General features: G+C 42.4%; 18 protein-coding genes. All 18 read right to left on the reverse strand.

Annotated features, from left to right (window positions below):
* Positions 1–189: 189 nt before the first annotated feature.
* The 18 genes from GXZ17_RS09155 to secA all read right to left on the reverse strand — a co-directional run bounded on the left by GXZ17_RS09155 (position 190) and on the right by secA (position 21,010).
* Positions 190–2,190, reverse strand: coding sequence for a glycosyltransferase (locus GXZ17_RS09155; protein WP_409376982.1), 2,001 nt, complete (start codon positions 2,188–2,190; stop codon positions 190–192).
* 22 nt (positions 2,191–2,212) lie between these two features.
* The gene (locus GXZ17_RS09160) at positions 2,213–3,778 is read right to left on the reverse strand and encodes an AAA family ATPase (RefSeq protein ID WP_409376983.1); all 1,566 of its coding nucleotides are present in this window, start codon (positions 3,776–3,778) and stop codon (positions 2,213–2,215) included.
* Positions 3,771–5,234, reverse strand: a complete 1,464-nt coding sequence (gene gltX / locus GXZ17_RS09165) for a glutamate--tRNA ligase (RefSeq protein WP_409376997.1) — start codon at positions 5,232–5,234, stop codon at positions 3,771–3,773. Before gltX ends, GXZ17_RS09160 begins: the two co-directional genes overlap by 8 nt.
* A 1-nt stretch (position 5,235) precedes the next feature.
* Entirely contained in the window at positions 5,236–5,646 is a 411-nt protein-coding gene (locus tag GXZ17_RS09170) for a PaaI family thioesterase (RefSeq protein ID WP_409376984.1), read from the reverse strand.
* Complete coding sequence (locus tag GXZ17_RS09175; RefSeq protein WP_409376985.1) at positions 5,643–6,737, reverse strand: divergent polysaccharide deacetylase family protein; 1,095 nt, start codon at positions 6,735–6,737, stop codon at positions 5,643–5,645. The genes GXZ17_RS09170 and GXZ17_RS09175 overlap by 4 nt, the downstream gene beginning before the upstream one ends.
* Complete coding sequence (locus GXZ17_RS09180) at positions 6,715–7,887, reverse strand: S41 family peptidase (RefSeq protein WP_409376986.1); 1,173 nt, start codon at positions 7,885–7,887, stop codon at positions 6,715–6,717. Before GXZ17_RS09180 ends, GXZ17_RS09175 begins: the two co-directional genes overlap by 23 nt.
* A 10-nt stretch (positions 7,888–7,897) precedes the next feature.
* Positions 7,898–9,076, reverse strand: coding sequence for a murein hydrolase activator EnvC family protein (locus GXZ17_RS09185; protein ID WP_409376987.1), 1,179 nt, complete (start codon positions 9,074–9,076; stop codon positions 7,898–7,900).
* On the reverse strand, positions 9,073–9,942 hold the full coding sequence (locus GXZ17_RS09190; protein ID WP_409376988.1) for a cell division protein FtsX: 870 nt from the start codon (positions 9,940–9,942) through the stop codon (positions 9,073–9,075). The genes GXZ17_RS09185 and GXZ17_RS09190 overlap by 4 nt, the downstream gene beginning before the upstream one ends.
* A 12-nt stretch (positions 9,943–9,954) precedes the next feature.
* Positions 9,955–10,620, reverse strand: coding sequence for a cell division ATP-binding protein FtsE (locus tag GXZ17_RS09195; RefSeq protein WP_409376989.1), 666 nt, complete (start codon positions 10,618–10,620; stop codon positions 9,955–9,957).
* A 26-nt stretch (positions 10,621–10,646) separates the two neighbouring features.
* Entirely contained in the window at positions 10,647–11,387 is a 741-nt protein-coding gene (locus tag GXZ17_RS09200; RefSeq protein ID WP_409376990.1) for a WecB/TagA/CpsF family glycosyltransferase, read from the reverse strand.
* Entirely contained in the window at positions 11,384–12,445 is a 1,062-nt protein-coding gene (locus tag GXZ17_RS09205; protein ID WP_409376998.1) for a polysaccharide pyruvyl transferase family protein, read from the reverse strand. The genes GXZ17_RS09200 and GXZ17_RS09205 overlap by 4 nt, the downstream gene beginning before the upstream one ends.
* The gene (locus GXZ17_RS09210) at positions 12,429–14,303 is read right to left on the reverse strand and encodes a DUF5693 family protein (protein WP_409376991.1); all 1,875 of its coding nucleotides are present in this window, start codon (positions 14,301–14,303) and stop codon (positions 12,429–12,431) included. Before GXZ17_RS09210 ends, GXZ17_RS09205 begins: the two co-directional genes overlap by 17 nt.
* Positions 14,300–14,656 carry an acetyl-CoA carboxylase biotin carboxyl carrier protein subunit gene (locus GXZ17_RS09215; protein ID WP_409376992.1) on the reverse strand — a complete coding sequence of 119 codons (357 nt, stop codon included), beginning with the start codon at positions 14,654–14,656 and terminating at the stop codon, positions 14,300–14,302. Before GXZ17_RS09215 ends, GXZ17_RS09210 begins: the two co-directional genes overlap by 4 nt.
* A 3-nt stretch (positions 14,657–14,659) precedes the next feature.
* On the reverse strand, positions 14,660–14,845 hold the full coding sequence (locus GXZ17_RS09220) for a hypothetical protein (protein ID WP_409376993.1): 186 nt from the start codon (positions 14,843–14,845) through the stop codon (positions 14,660–14,662).
* Positions 14,826–16,385 carry an acyl-CoA carboxylase subunit beta gene (locus GXZ17_RS09225; protein WP_409376994.1) on the reverse strand — a complete coding sequence of 520 codons (1,560 nt, stop codon included), beginning with the start codon at positions 16,383–16,385 and terminating at the stop codon, positions 14,826–14,828. Before GXZ17_RS09225 ends, GXZ17_RS09220 begins: the two co-directional genes overlap by 20 nt.
* Entirely contained in the window at positions 16,378–17,205 is an 828-nt protein-coding gene (locus GXZ17_RS09230) for an Asp23/Gls24 family envelope stress response protein (protein ID WP_409376995.1), read from the reverse strand. The genes GXZ17_RS09225 and GXZ17_RS09230 overlap by 8 nt, the downstream gene beginning before the upstream one ends.
* A 5-nt stretch (positions 17,206–17,210) precedes the next feature.
* A protein-coding gene (prfB, locus tag GXZ17_RS09235) for a peptide chain release factor 2 (protein WP_409376996.1) occupies positions 17,211–18,315 on the reverse strand; the annotation gives its coding sequence in 2 pieces (ribosomal slippage) (positions 17,211–18,248 and positions 18,250–18,315; 1,104 coding nt in all).
* A 16-nt stretch (positions 18,316–18,331) separates the two neighbouring features.
* Positions 18,332–21,010, reverse strand: coding sequence for a preprotein translocase subunit SecA (secA, locus tag GXZ17_RS09240; RefSeq protein ID WP_409376999.1), 2,679 nt, complete (start codon positions 21,008–21,010; stop codon positions 18,332–18,334).
* Positions 21,011–21,938 lie beyond the last annotated feature (928 nt).

A 21,938-nucleotide genomic window follows, 5' to 3' on the forward strand; every position in this document is an offset into this window, starting at 1 on the left:
GTGCTTTCCCTCAAAGTTTGGGTAAATTGCTTGAAATTAAAAAAGTAAAAGACCCTGATGCTTTTATAGCAGGACTTAATGCATGGATCGATGAAAAAGAGCGGGGTTTATAAACCCCGCTCTTTTATGGCAATATAGGGCAGATAACTTTTTTCGTTTTTTCTACCTCGGTTGAATCAAGAAAAACAGTCAGTTCTCCAGGTCTTCTGGCCTCACTAAACCCATTTCTACCAATATTTCTCCCAAAGGTTTGGGATAGAACTTCTGGGCTCTCAGGGCTTCTACCAATTGTTCTTCATTTATTAATCCCCTATCTAGAAGCTTTTCTCCTAACCGAGGAAATTGAGGCAAAGAGTCTGGTTCTTCCAAACTTTGAAGTGCTTGAGCAATAAGAGAAGGACTGGATAGAACTACGGAGAGATTCCTTCCTCCTAAACTTTCTTTTATTTCCTGTTGAGCTTCCAAAGGAAGAGGAGCTCCGGCAGCTAAAATTACTGAATGCTTGGTTATCGCTACTGGCATAACACAATACTTTTTAAACTTCTCGAGCCCCTCGGGAGCAATTTCTGTTATTCTAACCGAGTGATTATCCAGCTCTATATAGCCACTTTTCAGAACCTCTGCCAAAATTGAGTTCAGTTCTTCTTGAGAAATAGCTCCTTCTCTGATTAAAACTTCCCCTATTTTTTCTCCTTTTTCCTTCGCTTCCCTGAGAAGTTCAGCTAAAACTGATGGAGCTACAATTTGCTTTTCCAATGCTAAATCTCCTAATTTCCGCTGGTAGCGCAGTAGAACCTCGGGAGGAAGATAAGAATGCTTTGTTTTCTGCCACCGGGGACGGTTTTTGGGAAAACCAAAGAAGCATATCCTCCAGGCAGAAAGAGTAGCCAGAAAATTTATGATATTTCCCCACACCGCTCGCAGAGGCAAAAGAGGAGGAATCAGGCAACCAGCTATTGCCGAGCGCCATCCATAAACTTGCTTCAGGGCTATCCCCCGCATCACTTGCCGCTCAACCATTAAAAAAGTGAGCACCACGCTCAACCACCAGGATAAAGACCGCACCGGGTAAACAGGAGGTAAAACGTAAAACAGGGAGAGAATAAAATAAGCAAAGACTGCATATCCAGGAATAGATAAAAGATTCGCATATTTCGCCTTCCAATCCCGGTAAAGGCTATATTTAAAAATGGGAGGAAAATTTTTATCCTTGATAACTTCCCTAAAAGAAAAACTCTGGAAAGAAATACCATAAATCCAGCGTGACTTCTGTTTGACAGCCTCCCGAAGAGTATTGGGGAAAATTTCTCGAGTAGCTATATATTCTGTGGTCACTTTCCCGTTATCCAGCACCCTCTCAACGCCTTCCAGAAAAAAACGGGTGGGAATACCCAGCTCGCCCAAGCGAAAGGATAGTTTATAATCCTCAGTTATACTATCTTCTTCAAATATATCCTGACTTCCCATTTTATCTAACACAGAGTGAGAAATTATAAACCCTGTCCCTGCTGAGGGAACAAAAGCCCCGCTTGCCTCTCGAGCTAAAAGCCCCCGATAGTGGTTTTCAGCAAATTCATCAGCATAAGTTGAAGAAGTAATAAACTTAAAGAAAGTACGCCAGGTAGGGTAGTGCTGAAGAGGGAAAACTGGCAGCTGCACCACCTCATGTTGAAAAGTTAAATAATTGGCCAGCTTAAAAGAAGTAGGGTGTATTATATCTTCAGCATCATGGATCAGAAAACAAGCAAAACGAAGGCGTTTCTGATTTTCGAAACGGAGTATAAATTTCAAAACCTGGTTTAAATTTTGAGCTTTACTGGTTGGTCCCGGCTGGGGGTTCACTACCCCATGCACATTAGGATACCTCTCCTCGAGAATTTGCACCTCCCTCAAAGTGGCTGAGTCATTGGGATAAACACCAATGAAAATATGAAAAAGCGAGGAAGGATAGTTAATGGAACAAAATAAATTCTCCACCATAGGACCGATAACTTCTGCTTCATTCCAGGCTGGGATTAAAACCGCCAATAAACGCCGGGGAACAGTGTCTAAATCTTTCATCTGCAGATGATTTCCGGCTCTTTTCCGCCGGGAAAAATAATAACAAGCATCCCAGAAGAGGTCATTCAGACTAAAAAAGATGAATAGAAAAGCAATGATAAATCCCAGATAATAAATCGTCGTAGCCAAAGAAATAGTTTACTCCAATCGCTTATACTTTTCTGATATCTAGAATCCGGTCTATCCGGAAGTTTCTTATTTCTTTCCTTTTGTGGCAATAAGCCTGAAGACCGGTGAATTTTTTTCCTTCATAGTCCAGCTCTCCCACATAAAGAGGGTCAATTACCCGTCTCGATTTTTCATTGTTTCCCTTGAGGTAAACAATCTCCAGACTCTTTTTCTCCTCCACAGCCTCCTGTAAAAGATGAATCTTTTCCTCCTGGGGCATTTTCTCTTCTGCAATTCGATATTGATATTCGCTCAGGAAACGGGGTACTTTCCAGTCCATAAAGATATGCCTTTTCTCAAGAGGCTGCTTGAGCACAATCCCCTCCAAAGTGGTACATCGGCTCAAAGCTACATAAACCTGGCCAGGTGAAAAAGTACCCCCGGATATGTCTAAAATTATTCGGTCAAAAGTTTTACCCTGGCTTTTGTGAATGGTAATAGCCCAGGCAAGACGCAGAGGAAACTGGGTAAAGGAGCCTAAAGTATGGGTTTTAATCGAAGCTGATTTTTCATCATATTGATATTCAAATATCTCCCAGGTAAAAGGCTCAACATATACCTCTTCCCCATCTCTCAACTCTACCACCACTGTTTTCACTTCCCCGGATTTATCCTTTTCAATTTCCACCACTTTTCCCACACTTCCGTTTACCCACTGACCATATGGGTCATTGTTCAGGAGCATAACTTGCGCCCCTATTTTCAGAGAGATTGTCTTCTCTGTAGGAAGGTCTCGCTCATCAAAATCTCCTTCTATCGTTCCGGTAAGGTCATAAGCTAAACCGGGGATTCTGGCCAATTGTTCCTCATTTATCTCATTAGCTAAACGATTGAGAGTGGTCAGATAGATATAAAATTCTCCTTCCGGGGGTACATAGTCAGGCTTATATCTCTGGTTAAGAACGGCCAGAAGCTCTTCAGTCGCGGTTCCGTTACGAATGGCATTCAAAATCTCAATAAATATTTCATCTTTCTGGCGGAATATTTTTTCCAGCTCTATGAACTCAAAAGGAAGATTTTGAAAAACATGAGCCGAGAAAAAATAGGGCGTATCATACCAAGTTTTAAAAATCTCCCTTTCTTTTGCTTTAACCACCGGGGGAAGTTGATAAAGGTCGCCAATAAAAACCATCTGTTTTCCACCAAAAGGCTCTTTCGCTTTACCGCTATTAAGACGCAAAAATTTATCCACACAATCCAAGAGGTCAGCCCTTACCATAGAAATTTCATCAATAACGATGGTATCCACTTCCTGATAGATATTTTTATCCTTATTTTTGGTAATCTTTTTTACTTTATCCTGAGTTATATCCGGTTTGAATCGGAAAAAAGAATGGATGGTTTGTCCTCTAACATTCAAAGCAGCAACCCCGGTAGGAGCCAGAACCACTACTTTCTTTTTAGTATTATCACGAAAAATCTGCAGAAGAGTGGATTTACCCGTCCCCGCTTTTCCGGTGATAAAAACACTACGTGAGGTATTTTCTAAAAGCTCGAGAGTTTCTGAAAACTGAGGGGTGATTTCAATTCGCTCTCCCACCTCATTCATCACCACTATCCCGGAGAGGGTAACCTTCCTTAATCTGTTGCCTGGCTCTCTGGATTCTCCCGATCACTCTTTCTTTTCCCAATACCTCAAGGAGCTCAAAAAGCCCTGGCCCCACTTTTTTCCCCGATACCGCTACTCGTAGAGGATGAATAATTTGTGCCGCTTTCACTCCTCGCTTTTTCGCCATTTCTCTCACCGCTTCCTCGAGAACTGGCGCTCGAAAATCCTCTATTCGAGACAACATTTCCTCACATTCTTTTAATACTTCTTCTACTCCTTCTCGCCGTAAAACCTCCTCAAAAGCAACGGGGTCAAACTCTACCTCTTCAGTGAAGAAGTAACTGGCTTCTTCTTCAAGCTGAGCCACATATTTAATTCTCTCTTTCATCAGGGCTATTACTTTTTCCCAGTATTCTCTATGAGAAGGGGTGATTTCTTCTGGCTTTATTCTCCCCCTGCGCACCAGAATTTCTTCTAAAATAGAACACAGATACTTATTATCTGCCTGGCGAATATAGACACTATTCATCCAGTTTAGCTTATCCAGATCAAAAACCGCTGCGTGTTTGGTAACATTTTCTATAGAAAATCTCTCCACTATCTCTTCCCTAGAGAATATTTCTTTTTCCTCTTCTCCACTGGCCCAGCTTAAACGAGCTAAATAATTGAAAAGAGCATCAGGAAGATAACCCTGATCTCGATAATAGGTAACCGAAGGTGAACCGTGTCTTTTACTCAAACGAGTTTTATCTTTGCCTAAAATCATGGGAATATGAGCAAATTGAGGAATGGGGAAGTTAAAAGCTTGATAAAGTAAAACTTGCCGGGGAGTGTTGGAAATATGGTCGTCACCCCGGATTATGTGAGAAATTTTCATTAGGGCATCATCTACCACGCAAGCAAAATTATAGGTGGGCATTCCATCGGATTTCATAATTACAAAGTCATCTAATTCTTCATTATGGAAGTGGACTTCTCCTCGTAACATATCTATGAAAGTAGTCTCTCCCGGAGGGATATAGAAGCGTAAAATTGACTTTCTCCCTTCCTTTTTAAGTTTTTCCTTTTCTTCTTCTTTTAGGTTCCAGCATTTGCGGTCATAGCGCCAGCTCTCACCCTGAGCCATAGTTTCTTGTCTTCTCTCTTTTAACTCTTCCGGGGTACAGAAGCACTCATAAGCCAAACCTTTTTCCCAGAGCAAAAGAGCATATTTTCGATAAATTTCCAGACGCTGGCTTTGAAAATAGGGTCCTTCATCCCAGTGCAAACCTAACCATCTCAAACTATCTAAAATCACTTCTACCGCTTCTTCGGTAGAGCGAGCTACATCGGTATCTTCAATCCTCAAAATAAACTTTCCGCCTTCTTTTCGGGCAAAAGCCCAATTAAATAGTGCAGTCCTCGCTCCTCCCAGATGTAAAAATCCGGTAGGGCTGGGTGCAAATCGAGTCCTCACTTCAGCCAATTTTCTCACTCCTTTCCCGGGGCACAATAAAAGCTCCTTTCCCCCGAGCCACCACTTCTCCCTCCTGAATTACTTCTCCTTGCACCTCTATTATTCTTCCATTTTTTTTAACTACTCGACCACGAGCGACAAGAGGCTTTTCAGTTAAAAGAGGCTTTATGTACCTGGTTTCTAAAGTACCGGTTACTGCCTCAATTCCTGCGTTTTTTAAGCTATGAGACATAGCTTCATCTAAAAGAGCCGCTACTATCCCTCCATGCACTACCCCTTTAAATCCTTGATAATACCAGGGAACTGAAGTTTCAGTAACAGTAAAGTCGTCTTCTTGCCGAAATACCAGGTGGAAACCATAAGGATTTTGGCTCCCACAGAATAAACAATTATCATCGTCTATAAAATTCAATTTCTTTCCTCCATTTCCGAAAGAAAAACGATTTCCACTCCCGGTTCGGAAAAATTGCTCACAAACTGGTAAATAGCTTCATAAGTCACCTCATTGGGATGACCAATGGCAATAGCCTGACCATTTTTCTTCGCTATTTCTACCGTTTTCTGCAACTGAGCAATAACGTAAGAAAGAGAAAGTTCTCCATCTAAAAATACATCCCGGCAAAAAGAGGGGATTCCTTTTTGAGAAGCTAAGCGATAGGCCAGAGAATGAGAGGAAGTTAAACTGTCCAGAAAATATACTCCCCGCCCCTTCAAGCTCTCCATAAAATGGCTCATCAGTAAATAGTCAGAGGTAGCCCGAGAACCTTTGTGGTTGTTTATCCCTTTAGCCTGGGGAATTAGTCGCAAAACCTCTTCTACTTTCTCTCGAACTTCCTCCTCTCTCTCTCCCACCCGAAGCAAAAAGGCCTCTCCACTATTCTCCCGGTCATCTTCTGCCTCCATGGGAAAGTGGATAAGGATTTCTTTCCCCTTTTCTTCAGCTAAAGAGGCAATTTTTTTAGCCAAAGGAAGGTGTGGAAAAATGGCAACATTCAGCTTCACTGGCAGGTCTAAAAAACGTTCGGCCATTTCCAGATTGTAACCTAAATCATCAATTACCAGTGCTATCTGAGCCCGGCGAGGAATAAACGTCTCCAGAAAGAACCAGGGTTCTGCTCCCCGAAAAATAGAATAGAAGTCTTTTCCTCCTTCTTTTTCCTGCTTTACCACAAAACCAAAAGAGGAAAGCAGCTGGAATAAATCCAGCATCTTCTGGGAAAACTCTTCTCGAGATTCCTGATTTGTAAGAGTAACTTGAACTTCCCAGCCTCCCCCTTCTTCCGGAGTCTTAACTACCTCGAGTGGTGCATCTTTTTTTATTTCCTCCAGAAGAAAAAGAGCCAGATATCTCTCTTCATTTTGAGGATAGAGCCTGGCCAGGGTTAGGTAATGATTACTCACCTCTTCCCCTTTTTTCCACTCCCCCCACAGAAGAAACAAACTCCATATTAATAAAAAAAGGATAACCCACAGAGCGGGTTTACGAAACCAGGGCTTTCTCATCGATTAATCTACGTAACTCTTCCTCCGCTTTTTTAATTTGCTCTTCTTCCTCACTTACCAGAATGTCCGGTTCTAATCCCTTACCATTCAAATCTGTTCCATCGGGAAGGAGATACTTAGAAACGGTAAAAATTACTCCTCCTCCATGAGAAAGAGGAAAAATTTCCTGAACTACTCCCTTGCCAAAGGTTGTCTCTCCCACTAATTCTGCACCTAAATGAACTCGTAGAACTCCAGCTAATATTTCTGCACCACTCGCTGTCCCTTTATTTATCACTAAAACTATCGGCCCTTTCCACACCGGATCTACAAAATTGGTGATGCTTTCTCTTTTCCCCTCTCTATCCTCTACAATCAAAAGAGGGTTACCTCGAGGAACAAACATACCTGATGCTAAAACCGCACTCTGCAGAAGCCCACCTGGGTTATTGCGTAAATCTAAAATTAAACCTTCCACCCCTGCAACTTGTAAACTACTCAAGGCTTTTTTTAACTCTTCTTGAGTTCGACCATGAAACTCAGAAATACGAATAAGACCAATACTCCCGGAGAGCATTTCATATTCCACGCTCTGAATTTTGATTATATCTCTCACCACTTCCACCACAATATTTTCTTCTTCTCCCTCCCTCTGGATAGTTAAAGTCACCGAAGTTCCTCGCTCTCCCCTCATCCTTCGTACCGCTTCATCTGAGGACATACCCAGAGCTGGCACTCCATCTATTTCTACAATCACATCTCCAGCTTTAATTCCTGCTTTCTCTGCTGGAGAGCCTTGAAAAGGAGAAATAACAGTAAGCTTATCATCCTTAATAGCTATGACTATACCCAGACCAGAAAATTCTCCCTCTACTCTATCTGAAGTTTCAACCTTATAATCTTCCTCATTCAAGTAGCGAGCATAAGGATCACCAGTTGCTCTTAACACCCCTCGAATAGCTTCTTCCATTAGAGCTCTTCCCTCAAGAGGCGTTTCAGAATAAAAGCTCTCTTGTAGTAGAAGAAGGGTTTCAAAAAAGGGCTGCCACTCCTCCAGGTCGATAGTCCCTCCCAAACCATAAGCTCCCTTATTTTCCCAGCTCTCCCAGGCCACAATTAGTGCCAATAAAGCGATCAAACAGCCAATTAGCCAGATCCTTTTATCTCTCATTTTTCTCCTCCTACCTCAGCCATTTGAGGGGGTCTTCTTCCCGAGCACTACTTCCCACCCTCACCTCAAAGTGAAGAAGAGGCCTTTCTACAAGACCGGTATCACCCACTGCACCAATAACCTCTCCTCCTTTTACTTTTTGTCCTCCCTCTACTTTTATCTCTGAGAGATGAGCATACATAGTTATTATATCTCCATGATCCAAAAGAATAGTTTTCCCATAGCCCCGGAGAGTTTGAGCCAAAATCACTACTCCATCGTGAGCGGCAAAAACCGGACTACCTTTCTCTGCTCCTATATCTATACCCGGATTATAAAAGGAAATTCCGTAACGGGGGTCTTTTCGTTCTCCAAAACCTTCAACAACTGTGCCCTGCACCGGCCAGAAAAGACGCCCCTGTTTTACTGGAGTTATAGAAATCGGGGGTTGGCCTTCTCTTTTCTTTTTTAAATCCTCCTGCAGTTTGGCAATCAAGCTCTCCATCTCCTTCTGGGCTTTAACCAGCTCATTTTTAGTCCTCTCAAATTGTTTTTTATCTGAGGCAATTTTCTGCCGCATTTTCTCCCGAGTGTCTTTTAGCTTAGCCAGTTTCTCGTTTTCTAAAAGTGCTTGCTCTTTTAATACCAGCTCTAAACGAATCATCTGTGCTAATTCTTCCTCCTTTTTTTCCTTTGTTTCCTTTTCTCCTAAATAACGTTCAAGATTATCGGCTTGAGATTTATAATATTTACGGAGGAGAAACCACTGCTCTTCCCACTGAGCAGGGTGACTGGTAGTCATGAGCAACTCCCAGAAACTAACTCCCCCGTTATATTTATAAGCCCGGACTAAAATATCTTTCACCTTTCCTTTGTCTTCCTCTATTTTCTGGGAAAGAACTTCAATTTCCTTCTGGAGTTTTGCTCTCTCCGCTTCCAGCTGGAGAATTTTGGCCCGGGACTGAGCAGCATTTTTCTCCAGATTTTCGATTTGTTTATCTAAGTTTGCTATCTCTTTAACCAGATTTTTTTCATCCTTCAATAATTTATCTAACTCCCGATCTAATTTCAACTGCTCGCTTCTCAGCTTCTCCAATTTTGCCTGCTGCTCGGAAATTTCTTTCTCTAAGTCTTGAGCTCCTCCGGGGAGATTAAAGAAAAATAAAAGTAAAACAAGAAATATCAGTAACGAGAAAATAATCTTCCTCATTTTTTAGCACTTTCCTCTTCTATCGAGTTGCAAGCCAAAAGTGCTCCCAGAAACCCCAAAAAACTGCTCATCAAAATACTTACCACTCCCAATGGCAAAATCAGCTCTTCCCAGTTTATCCAGAAAAAAAGAGGAAAAGAAGTATTAAGAAAATCGAGCAAGAAGTGGAAAAAAACCAGGCTAACTACAAAAGCTGTCACTCCTCCACTTAAACCTTCCATCACTCCCTGATAGATAAAAGGTGCTCGAATAAACCGTTTAGTGGCTCCCATGAGGTTCCAGACTTCAATTTCTGTTTCTCGGGCTTGAATAGAAGCTCTGATAACAGTGGTAACCACTAAAAGGGAAAAAACAAAAAGAGCCAGAAGTAAAAGCCCCCCAGCAGTAAGGAAAAAGCGATAAAAGCGCAGAAGAGCATCGGTATTTTCTCCCCCATAAAAAACTTCTTCAAATTCTTCTATCTTTTCTAATTCCTGAGCTAGAAAGGGCAATTCTTCTACCCGTTGTGCTTGAACTTCCAGAGAAGGAGGAAAAGGATTTTCTTCTAAACCGAGATCCTCTTCTTGCAGATTAAAATAGCTCAAAAATCTACTTTTGGCTTCCTCTGAATCAACCAACTTTACCTCTCCTACAAGAGGCAGGGCTTTGACCCTCTCCTTTACGTCTTCTACTACCTCAGGAGATACCTCTTCCGGGAAAAAAGCTCGGATGGTAAAACTACTCTGCCACACTCCTCCCATCTGCTCCAATTCTAAATAACCAAAAATGAAAAGGTTTAAAAGCAGTTGAGTGATAAAAATACTCAAGAATCCCATCACTATATAAGAAGTTCCCCGATGATGAAAGGCTTCTTTGCTTTTAGGCAAAACTCATTCTCCTTAAGACTGGATTATCTTACCTTTATCTAACACAACTAAACGACCCGGGAATCGATTTACTAGTTTTTCGCTGTGAGTGGCTATAATCACTGTTGCTCCTGACCTCTCAGAAAATTCAAACAAGGTTCCCACCAAACCTAAAGCAGTCGCACCATCCAGGTTTCCCGTGGGCTCATCAGCCAGAACTAAATGAGGACGATGAATTAAAGCTCTACCCAGACATAACTTCTGTTTTTCCCCGCCGGAAAGCCATTCTGTTTTATGATGTTTTTTATCTTGTAGGTGCACTAAATCCAGAATTCCTTCCGCCAGGCGATGGGCATCTCTCTTTTTCACTCCCAGAACCAGAAGCGGAGAAATAAGATTTTCAAAAACCGTCCAGTGAGGCACCAATTTCAAATCCTGAAAAACAACTCCTAAATTGCGACGCAAAATAGGTAGATAGCGATCCTCCAGAGAGCTTATTTTACATCTTTCCAGCCATACCTCTCCCGAAGTTGGTAGCTCTTCCCTGGTGATAAGTTTCATCAAGGTAGTTTTTCCCGCTCCCGTGGCTCCCCAGAGAAAAACAAACTCTCCCTTCTCTATGGAAAGATTTACATTATCTAAAGCTTTTACCCCCGCAGGGTAAACTTTATAGACTTTTTTAAATTCCAAAAATCCCATCTTACTTCCTCTTGTTCGATATTATACTATACCGTCGGGTCTCTCTTCTCTTTCCATACTAATCGAGCAAAATTAAAGAAAGCGGGAACAACTCTTTGCAGACGTTGTGGTTCACAAATGATGCGATATGCCCACTCCAGATTCAATTTCCTTATCCATCGAGGGGCTCTCTTTTTAGTCCCGCTCCACACATCAAAACTTCCTCCCACTCCCATCATCACCAGAGCATTTATCCTCTCTCGATTTTCCCTGATCCAGTATTCCTGGCGAGGGGACCCCAGACCTACAAATAGGATATCAGGGCTGGCCCGATTGATATCTTTTATAACTTCTTCATCATTATCTCCAAAATAACCATGATGAAAACCGCCAATCTCAAGATGAGGATATTTTTCTTTCAGCTCTTTTACTGCCTCTTCTACCACCTCTTCTCTTCCCCCCAGGAAATAAAATCGCCACTCTTTCTCCTCCGCTTGCATCATAAGAGCTTCTCCTATCTCTACTCCGGGCAAACGGTGGCTTATCGCCTCTCCCAGAAAACGGGAAGCCATCACCACTCCTATACCATCAGCTACCACAATTTCTGCTTCTTTTAGCACCTTATTCAACTCTTCCTCCTGAAATCCCCGGGCCAAAATTTCCGGATTGGCGGTTATTACATGCGTTTTTTCCTTTTTCTCTATCTTATCTTCTAACACTTCTAAAAGCTCCGGCAAAGAACAATCATAAAAAGAAAGACCGAAAAGTTCTCGAGTAGTGATTTTCATCTCACTTTCTCAGCATTTTTCAAAAATTCTCCCAGTATTTTCACACTATCCTCTGATTTTTGCTTCAGTTCCCTTTTTACCTCTTTTCCTCTTTCCCTTAAAATATCCCTTCTCTGATAAACCTCTTCCAGCCTATTTTCTTCCAGGTCAGAAAAGGAAAGAAGGTTTTCCTCGCCCCACCACTCCGAAAAAGCCCGGATTTTAGGGTCTAAGTCCAGGGCAAACCAGGGAATATCCAACAAAGTAGCCAGAATTGCCGGATGCAAGCGGAGAGTAAAAACTGCTTTTAACTTTTCAAAATAAGGGATTATCTGAGAAAATTGAGAAAGAATAACACAAGGACATCTCAAGTATTGAGCTATATCTTTAGCTATCTCCCTATCCTTTTCCGGGTGAAAAGCCACTATCTCCAATCTTTTTTCCTCTACCTTGCTGAATCGTAAAAAAGCCCGATATAAAGCTTCCCTGTTTTCTTCCGGGAAAGAGCGAACAAACAAGGCTACTTTCTCTCCTTCTTCCTTTTTTTCTTTTCCCCCCCAGGAAAAAAGGGGATCGGCTCCCAGAAAAGAAGAAGGAGTTCCTAAATCTAAAGCGAGATTTAAGCTTTCCTCATCACGAAAAATGGAGAGAGAGCTTTTTCTTAGAAGGCGAGAGACCAAAAAACGACTTTCTCTTCGGATAAGAGGGCCTAAGCCCACCCGGTAAAAAATAACTTTTTTATTCCACAACTGTGCCCAGCGCAAAAGGGAAAAATAATAAAGAAGAGAACGAAAACTGGTAACATCCTGCAGGAGGCTCCCTCCTCCTACCAGGATATAATCACTACTTTTGATTGCTTGAAGAACAGAAAAAAAACTGTCTCTCTCCAGAGGAAACGCATTCTCAGGAAGAGGAAGTAAAAAATCGCTCTCTCGGTACAAAACCTGATAAAAAAAGGGGAGATTTAGCTCTTCTCTAATTCTTTCTAAATCTCCCAGAACTGCCCGGAGACTGAGTTCATCTCCCCAGTTTCCAAAACCATAATACCCTAAGATAAAGAGTTTAATTTTCTGCTGAATGACCTCTCTCTCCCCATCTCCCTATTCTCTGCCACAGAAAGAGAGCCAATTTTATCACTACAATATAGATTACTGCTACAGGAAGACTCAGCACCAAGGCATTGAGAAATCGTAAAAGGATATAAAGAAAAGGGGTATGAATATGACAAAAAGAATTGAAAAAAGTGGCAAATCCCACCGACACTCCCAACCACAGAATTAAGCTGTAGGCGGGGCGAACTTTGTCTTTATCCCAGTAAAATAAAAGCCAGAGGGCCGGGTAACCAATCAAAAATTCTTTAGTGCGGGGACGCATAAACAAAAGACGCTCTAAAAGAGAGCGAATCCTGGTCTCTAAACCACCGGCGGGCAAGAGGGGAAAGTTACCCGAGCGAGTAAGGTAAAGTAGTGCCGCTATTCCTAAAAAAGCTACTATTAATAACTCAAATCTCTTTAAGTCCTCCAGTAAAACCTGTTGAATGCTCACCCCCCAGTAGCTCTTTTTAAAAAGGTAAAAGAGGACAAGAAGAGGAGGTGCAATAAGAGAAACTTTTACTCCCCAGTACTGGTAAATTCGCAAAAGGAACAACCAGTGGTAAAGACCCATAGATACAGTTAGAGCCCCGGAAAATAGAGTCATAAATGCCCATCCCAGGCTCTGGAGCTTCCCCTTTCCTGAAGAAATAGCGTCAATCAAAATAATTACTCCTGAAGTAGGGTAAACAATACCAGCAAGAAGTCCCAAAACCCTCATCCCCCACAGAGGGTTATAGAAAATTAATCCTGCAAGAGGAATAAAACACAGGGGAATGATCCAGAAAGAAGGACGGAAAAAGGAACCCCAGAGATAAAAAACAAAAAAAGATAGGGCCAGAGAAAAGAAAAGTAAAGAATAAAGGGGAGGAGAAAAAGAAGTAGAAGGAACGCTCACCTCTCCTGGAGTATACCCATTATCAACCAGCTCCTTTTTAACTGAGAGTAAGTAAGATAAGTTTTTCTCCCAGCTTTCAAAAGCAGGAGGATCGGTAAAAAGACGGAGATAAAGGATGGGAACTGACCTTTCCTTTACCGCCCGTAAAAACCGGTCCCGGGCTTCTCCCGGGGTATAGCCCTTCAGCTCCTCAGGAGGGATACTGTGAGCCCGAAGAGTAAAATGAGGGGTGAGAGAAGCAAGGGTGGTTTCTCCTTTTTGTCCCACAAACTCAAGATATCCCCAGAACAGCCCCTTTTCTTCCAGAAAAGAAGAGAGAAAACGCAGTGAATCCGTGCGAGGTGCTCCTAGAACGCTATCTCCAGAAAAAATAATCCCTTCCGTCATTTCCCAGGCTTTTTCTTCCAGCAAACTTTCTAAAACCGAGGGAGGGATATTATAACGATTATAAGGACGGAGTATAAGGCGAAACCCCTGTTCTTGTAAAGCCTGTAAAATTCTATAATCCCAGCCCACTCCTATTTTATCTTCTTCTTCATAGAGGATATTTACCCCCAATATCTCTCCTTTTTCTTCCACCTCTTTCCCTAAAAGAAGAAGATGGGTTTTCACTGCTTCTCGCAAAAGAGGATCAGAAATCTGAAAATAACGCAAGATAGGAGAAGAAAAAGGAGAGGGAGCTACTGGAACTGCCCTTCCCTGACTGACTAATTGCCTCCAGGTAAGTTCACTAATTCCTAAACTATTAAATCCTTCCTTTTTCAGTTCTTCAGCAAGAAGTAGAGGATCTACTCCCTCTGTCTTCCCCACCCATTCTAAATCATTCCAGTCCACCACCAGCTCTACCACTCTGGATTGAGATTCCCGCTCCCATCTCTCAGAAAGAATAGGAAGAGAGAAAAAGAAGATGATTAAAAATCCCACCAGTAAAAAAATATTCTTCCTCATCTTCCCTCCTCAATTTCTAAAAGAGGGTCTCCGCTATCTACGGTGTCATTTTCTTCCACATAGACCTCTTTTACTATTCCCTCTCGCTCTGCAGCAATCTCATTTTCCATCTTCATAGCTTCCAGAATAATTACCACCTGTCCTGCTTCCACTTTTTCTCCTTTTGCTACATTAATGGCCAAAACTCTTCCGGGCATAGGAGCCCGAAGAGTGGTGGTAACCTGGAGAGGAGAAGGGGAAGGAACCACTTTTTTTATATCTCTTATATTCCAGTGGCTCTCTCCTTCTTCTCTTACTTCCGCTACCTCAACTTCATATTCTTCTCCATTCACTCTTACTAAAAATCTCCTCATCGCTTACCTCCCCAAGCGAAGCATCCAGCAACGCTCATGCTTACCCAGTTCTTTCCACTTTTTGTTTTTCTTCGGTACATAGGGCAAAGAAGGTTTTTCTTCTTCCAGAATTTCAAAAAGAGCAGCAGCGATAGCCGCCACCACTTGGGGTTTTAATTTCACACCCAAATCATACTGGGAAATTACCATGTTTCTTTCCCTTCCCTTCTTCTCGTTTAGACCAGAAAACTTCGAGAGCCTTGGCTACTTTAATCCGAGTTTCTCGAGGATCAATGACTTCATCCACGTAGCCCCTTCTTGCCGCCTGATAAGGATTATAAAACTCCTGACGATATTGTTCCAGTAGTTTTTCCCTCTCTACTTCAGAATCCAGCGCTTTTTCTATTTCCTGACGAAAAATGATGTCTACTGCCCCCTCTGCACCCATGACAGCAATTTCAGCAGTAGGCCAGGCTAAAACTAAATCGGCGCCCAGGTCTCTACTACACATAGCTAAATAAGCTCCTCCGTAAGCTTTCCGTAAAATAACCGTTATTTTAGGAACAGTGGCTTCTGAATAAGCATAGAGCATTTTAGCCCCATGGCGAATAATCCCCCCCAGCTCCTGATTGCTACCCGGTAAAAAACCAGGAACATCAACTAAAGTTAGAAGAGGAATGTTAAAACAATCGCAAAAACGGATAAACCGGGAAGCTTTATCCGCAGCGTTAATATCCAGACACCCTGCTAAATGATAAGGCTGATTAGCCACCACCCCCACTACTTGCCCTCCTATCCGGGAGAACCCCACTATTATATTACGAGCGAAGTCTTTTTGCACCTCTAAGAAACTGCCTCTATCCACTAACTCTTCCACTACTTCTTTCATATCATAGGGCTTATTGGGATGAGGAGAGACTATCTCCAAAAGAGGGGTATTATGTCTGTTCCAGGGGTCGGAAGAATCCCCTACCGGAGGATCTTCTACATTGTTGGAAGGAAGGTAACTCAAGAGAGTACGTACCTTTAAAAAGCACTCTTCTTCAGTAGAAGCCACAAAATGAGCTACTCCACTTTTTGTGGCATGTGTTGTTGCTCCTCCTAAATCTTCAGCCGAAATCTCTTCGCCAGTGGCTGCTTTTACCACCTGAGGTCCGGTAACGAACATTTTGCTCTCTCCCTCTACCATAAAGATGAAATCCATGAGCGCTGGAGAATAAACCGCCCCTCCAGCACAGGGCCCTAAAATAAGAGCAATCTGAGGGATAACACCAGAAGCCTGGGTGTTGCGAAAAAAAATCTGTCCATAACCAGAAAGAGAATCTATGCCTTCCTGGATACGAGCACCTCCTGAATCATTTATGCCTATAATAGGCGCACCCACTTTGAGCGCCATATCCATAATTTTGGTAATTTTCCGGGCGTGCATCTCTCCTAAAGACCCACCCATCACAGTGAAATCTTGAGAATAGACAAACACTACCCTTCCTTCTATTGTTCCAAAACCAGTCACCACTCCATCAGCGGGAAGCTTTCTTTCTGCCATACCAAACCGATCGGCCCGATGCTCTATAAAAAGATCGATTTCTTCAAAACTTCCCTCATCCACCAACAACTCTATCCTCTCCCGAGCGGTGAGTTTCCCTGCCTCATGTTGCTTTTTCAGGGCTTTTTCTCCTCCTCCCCGAAGAAGGAGAGCTTTCTCTTTTTCCAACTCTTCCACTAACTCTAATAAAGTTTTCTTAGACATAAACCAGCTGTTCCTCTCTATCTGCTATTCCTTCTACATTGACATTCACAGCTCTCACATCCACCCCGGTCAGATATTCTAATCCTTCCTTCAATCTCTTCTGGGTTAAATGCCCCACTTGAGAAAGAGAGAAATCAGGATTGATGATACAATTCACCACTACCTCTACTCCTCTTTCGGAGTAGTGAATAGACAGCCCTTTTACTTCTTCTATCCAGGGAAAACGAGAAAGAAGAAAATCAAGAAGAGAAAGAAGGGCTTTCTCGGAAATCACTAATTTACCCAGATAACTAAAAGGAGGTCGTACCACTGTTTTCTCTCTTGAAGAATAAAACCACCTCCAGATAGCAACCGGCACAGTATCCATCAAGCTGCTCCACAAGTTCCTCTTCAACTCCACAAGAGGCACAGGAATAGTATGTTTACCTTCGTTCTCCCGTGCCGATAGCGCCAGCTCTATCTCCTGAGGAGAAACTATCTTCTCAATCTCTATAACTTCCTCAGGAAGAGGCAGCTCCAGATGCTCACAGATTTTCTCTACCATACGAAGAGAGACTCCCAATATCATTATATTTTGAGGAGCAAGCTTCCTCAGAGCTTCCTTAACCGCTTCCCGATCCGGAGAAAAATAGAAAAGAGCTATTTTAGTTGCCCTAATTTTATTAATCTCCGCTTTTGCCGAGCGACCAGCGATAATTCTCCCCCCCGAAATAAGAAGTCCGTCATCAATTATACAATCAATTTTGTATTTCTGGGCTAAATGAGGAACATGATAACTCTTACCCGTTCCGCTTGGCCCAATCAAAGCATAAACTTTCATGAATCCTACTCCTTTTCGGAAGAAATTTGACTCTTCTCTAAAAAAGCTTCTACAAAATCATCAATTTCTCCGTTCATCACTCGCTCAACGTTGCCTGTTTCGTGACCGGTACGATGATCTTTCACCAAACTATAAGGATGGAAAACATAGGTGCGAATCTGATTACCCCAGGCAATGTCTTTACGTTCTCCTTTCATCTCCATAATCTTTTTCTTCTGTTCCTCTTGATAATATTCATAAAGTCGAGACTTTAATATCCTCATAGCCAGAGCTTTATTCTGATGTTGAGAGCGCTCATTCTGGCACTGCACCACTATGCCAGTAGGTATGTGAATAATACGAACTGCTGAATCAGTTACATTCACATGCTGGCCACCGTGACCTCCTGCCCGAAAAGTCTCTATTTTCAAATCTTGAGGTTCAATTTCCACTTTAATATCGTCCCCCATCTCAGGAGTCACTTCTACTAAAGCAAAGGTGGTATGGCGACGACGATTGGCATCAAAAGGAGAAATACGAATAAGGCGATGCACTCCCCTTTCTGATTTGAGATAACCATAGGCATAATCTCCCTGCACCAGGAAAGTCACATATTTTAAGCCCGCTTCTTCCCCTTCTAAAATATCGGTCACTCGAACTTCAAAACCTTTTCTCTCACAAAAACGGAGATAAAGGCGAAAAAGCATTTCCACCCAATCTTGAGACTCCACTCCTCCTGCTCCGGAATGGATGGTAACTATGGCATTATGACTATCTTCTGTCTCAGAAAAAAGAAGCCGGATCTTTAAGTCCTCTGCTTCCTGGGTTAAGCTTTTAATTTCCTTTTTCAGCTCGGAAAATTCTGAGTCCGTTTCGCTAATCAGAGAACTGAATTCTTGTGCTTCTCTCCATCGCTCTTGTAAATTCTGATATTGCTCCCAGATCTGGCGATAAGATTTGTATTCTCCCAGAATCTGGTTTTCTCCACCTCTATTATCCCAGAAACCCTCCCGGGACATTTTCTTTTCTATTTCCCTTATTTTCTCTTCTAAATTTAACTGGTCAAAGATAGCCCCCTATTTCTTCCAGTTTACCTTTAACTTCTTCTAATTCTTCTATTACATCAGGCATCTTTTCTCTTCTCCTTTCATTCATTTTTCCCACAGCAATATTTATATTTTAAACCACTTCCGCAAGGACAGGGGTCATTTCTTCCCACCTTATTTTTACTCCGCGCTGTCGCCACTTTTTCCCGAGGAGGTTTAGGTGAGGAAGCCCTGGATGAGGGCTTTTTAGCTTCGGTGACCACTCGTAGATGTAAAATATAGCGAATGGTATCTTCCCGAATATGAGCTATCATATCCTGGAACATATCAAAAGCTTCCAGCTGATACTCGACAAAGGGGTCTCTTTGCCCTATCGCTCGTAATCCAATCCCTTCCCGGAGATGGTCCATATTACGCAGATGATCTTTCCAGTAACTATCCACCACCCGCAAGAGCACATATCTTTCTAACTCCCGGAACAGAGGTTCTCCTATTTCCTGTACTTTGCTTTCATAAATTTCTCGTAAAGACTGCAAAATATCCTCTTGCAAAAGAGAAGGATAATAGCTGAGTTTTTTTTCTTCGTCTACTTTCCACTCCCATCCTAAAACGGAAAACAAGCGCTGACTCAGCCCTTCCCAATCCCATTCTTCAGGATAAACTTTTTCTGGAGCATAAGCAGAAACTATATCTTTAACCACTTCTTCCATCATTCCCAGAATGTGAGGACGAAGATTTTCTTCTCGAAGCACCATTCTTCTTTGCTCATAAATTACCCCTCTTTGTTTATTCATCACATCATCATACTGAAGGAGAGTCTTTCTAATCTGGAAATAATGCCCTTCTACTCTTTTTTGAGCCGATTCTATAGCTCGGGTAACCAAAGAATGCTCCAGAGGGACTCCCTCCTCCATTCCCAATTTTTCCATGAGTTGAGATATTTTATCTGAACCAAAAAGGCGCAACAGGTCATCTTCTAAAGAGAGGAAAAATTGCGATGAGCCAGGGTCACCCTGCCTTCCTGCCCGTCCTCGTAATTGATTGTCAATTCTCCTGCTTTCGTGTCGCTCTGTACCAATAACATGCAAACCACCAGCAGCTTTAACTTCTTCCCCTTCTCGGTCGGTTATTTCTTTAAACCGGGAAAGAAGCTCTCGGTAAACCTCTCGAGCTTCTTTTACCTCTGGTAAGTCAGTAGGTAAGCCTTCTGCGGCCTCGAGAATTATTTCTTCTTTAAACCCCTTGCTTCTCATTTCTTCTCGAGCCAGAAAATCAGGATTACCTCCCAGAAGAATATCTGTTCCTCGTCCGGCCATATTAGTAGAAATAGTAACCGCTCCTTTTTTCCCGGCCTGAGCAACAATTTCCGCTTCTTTTTCATGATGTTTAGCATTAAGCACCTGGTGGGGAATTTTCCGCTGGTGAAGAAGATTACTCAGCCTTTCTGACTTTTCAATGGAAACCGTCCCCACTAAAACCGGTCTCCCTGCTTTATTCTGTTTTTCAATTTCTTCGACTACTGCAGCAAACTTCTCCTCTTCCCTGCGGTAAATAACATCAGGGTGATTGGTTCGATGGAGAGGTCGATTAGGAGGAATTACCACTACCGGCATACCATAAGTGTAAATAAACTCACTTTCTTCAGTTTTAGCTGTTCCCGTCATCCCGCTGGTTTTGTTATACATTCGAAAATAATTCTGATAAGTAATGGAAGCTAAAGTCTGATTTTCATTAGCCACTTTTAGGCCTTCTTTGGCTTCTATAGCTTGATGAAGACCATCGCTATAGCGGCGTCCATGCATGAGCCGACCAGTGAACTCATCTACAATGATTACTTCTCCATCTTTCACTACATAATCGACGTCTTTTTTATAAAGATGATGAGCCCGTAAAGCTTGCCTCACCAGGTGTTCTAAAGAACCTTTCCCGGTTTCCTCATAAAGATTATCGATATGAAGCAAGTTTTCCACTTTGGTGACTCCTTTTTCCGTCAACCATATGGAACGGGTCTTCTCTTCATAATCGAAGTCCTCAGGATAGGATAGCCTCCTCACCACTTTATTCACTTTGTAATAAATTTCTGTGTCTTCCTCTGCTGGCCCAGAAATGATTAAAGGAGTACGCGCCTCATCAATCAAAATACTATCCACTTCATCAACAATAGCGTAATTTAACTCTCTTTGCACTACATCTTCGAAGCGGATAACCATATTATCTCGCAGGTAATCAAAACCAAACTCGGTATTAGTCCCGTAGGTGATATCACAGAGATAAGCCTTTTTACGCTCTGCAGGAGAGGAGTCATGCTGAATCAAACCCACCGATAACCCCAAAAACTCAAAAATAGGCCCCATCCAGTAACGATCTCTTTTGGCCAGATAATCATTAACAGTAACGATATGCACTCCTTTTCCTTCTAAAGCATTGAGATAAGCAGGCATGGTAGCTACCAGGGTTTTCCCTTCGCCGGAAGCCATCTCAGCAATTTTTCCCTGATGAAGCACCACGCCTCCCATGATTTGTACATCAAAAGGACGCATACCGGTTGTTCTCTTTGCTACCTCTCGAACTACGGCAAAAGCCTCCACCAATAAATCATCTAAGCTGCTTCCTTCCTGAATTCTTCTTTGGAATTCTTCAGTTTTGTGCCGTAATTCTGCATCCGAGAGACGGGAAACCTCTTTCTCCTGAGCGTTAACCGCCTCCACATATTTATCTTTCAACTCTCGAATTTGCTTAGCTTGAGCTCTATCAGCCCAAAAATCTTTAATCCAGCCAATTCTTTTCCTCCTGAATACACCCCTAAATTATAACACAACCATAACCCTTATAAACCCGGCAATAAGGGGGGGGAAACCTTCCCTATAACTCCCTTTTGCATTCGCCACCCCCTCAAATTCGTCATTCTTGAATAAATGTTTCCCCTTTATGAACTCCCTTCTTTTTGCCGTCACCCCTTGAGTGTTTCTATCACCTTTTTCGTCACTCCTGAATGGTTCTGCGAGGGGTCACAGTATTTAAAAGCGTTTGGATTCCCGATAAAAAATTTCAGGAATGACGGAAAGAGGCGTCATTCCTGAATGTCCCTATCAGAGGTCCAAGTTATAAGGGGAAGAAAAACTCTCCCTTATAACTCCCCAAAAGACTAAAACAAAAATACAGAACTACTTACGGTGTAAGATTAAAGAAAAGAGATTAAAAGCGAAAAAGATTAAAAATTACGCTGAAGGAAAAGCGTTTTCCTCAGTTTTCACATTTAGATAATATCGCCTCAACCTGATAGATAATTATTCCTTTTTGTCAATTTAGTTCACATCAAAAGCTCCTCCGGCCTAGAGCAGATAGATATGGGTAGCAATAAAGCCCGAAAAGTGGAAGGAAAATACAGGAGAGGGCGATGCGCCACCCTCTCCAAGGCTTTCGGTATTCGGACGTCTAATGAAAGACTGGAGGTTTGGAGAGCCAAACCTCCAGAGAGAAATTCCTTTATAATCGCGAAGAAGAAGCATAAAAAAAACTGGAGGGGGACCCTCCTCTAACAAACTAAAAATCTGAGAGTGCTCTCTCATCTCCCCTCTCCGGGGACTTTTCCTTCCTCAGTGTTCTCGTAGTCAACTATTGGCTATCGTCTCGAGTTGAGAAACGAGAGCTATCCAGTGCTCTATTTCCAGGTGTTCTGCCCGCCACTCAGGATGAATATGAGCTCGA

The organism is Candidatus Sordicultor fermentans, assembly GCF_012728195.1.
Lineage (GTDB): Bacteria > Atribacterota > Atribacteria > Atribacterales > Caldatribacteriaceae > Sordicultor > Sordicultor fermentans.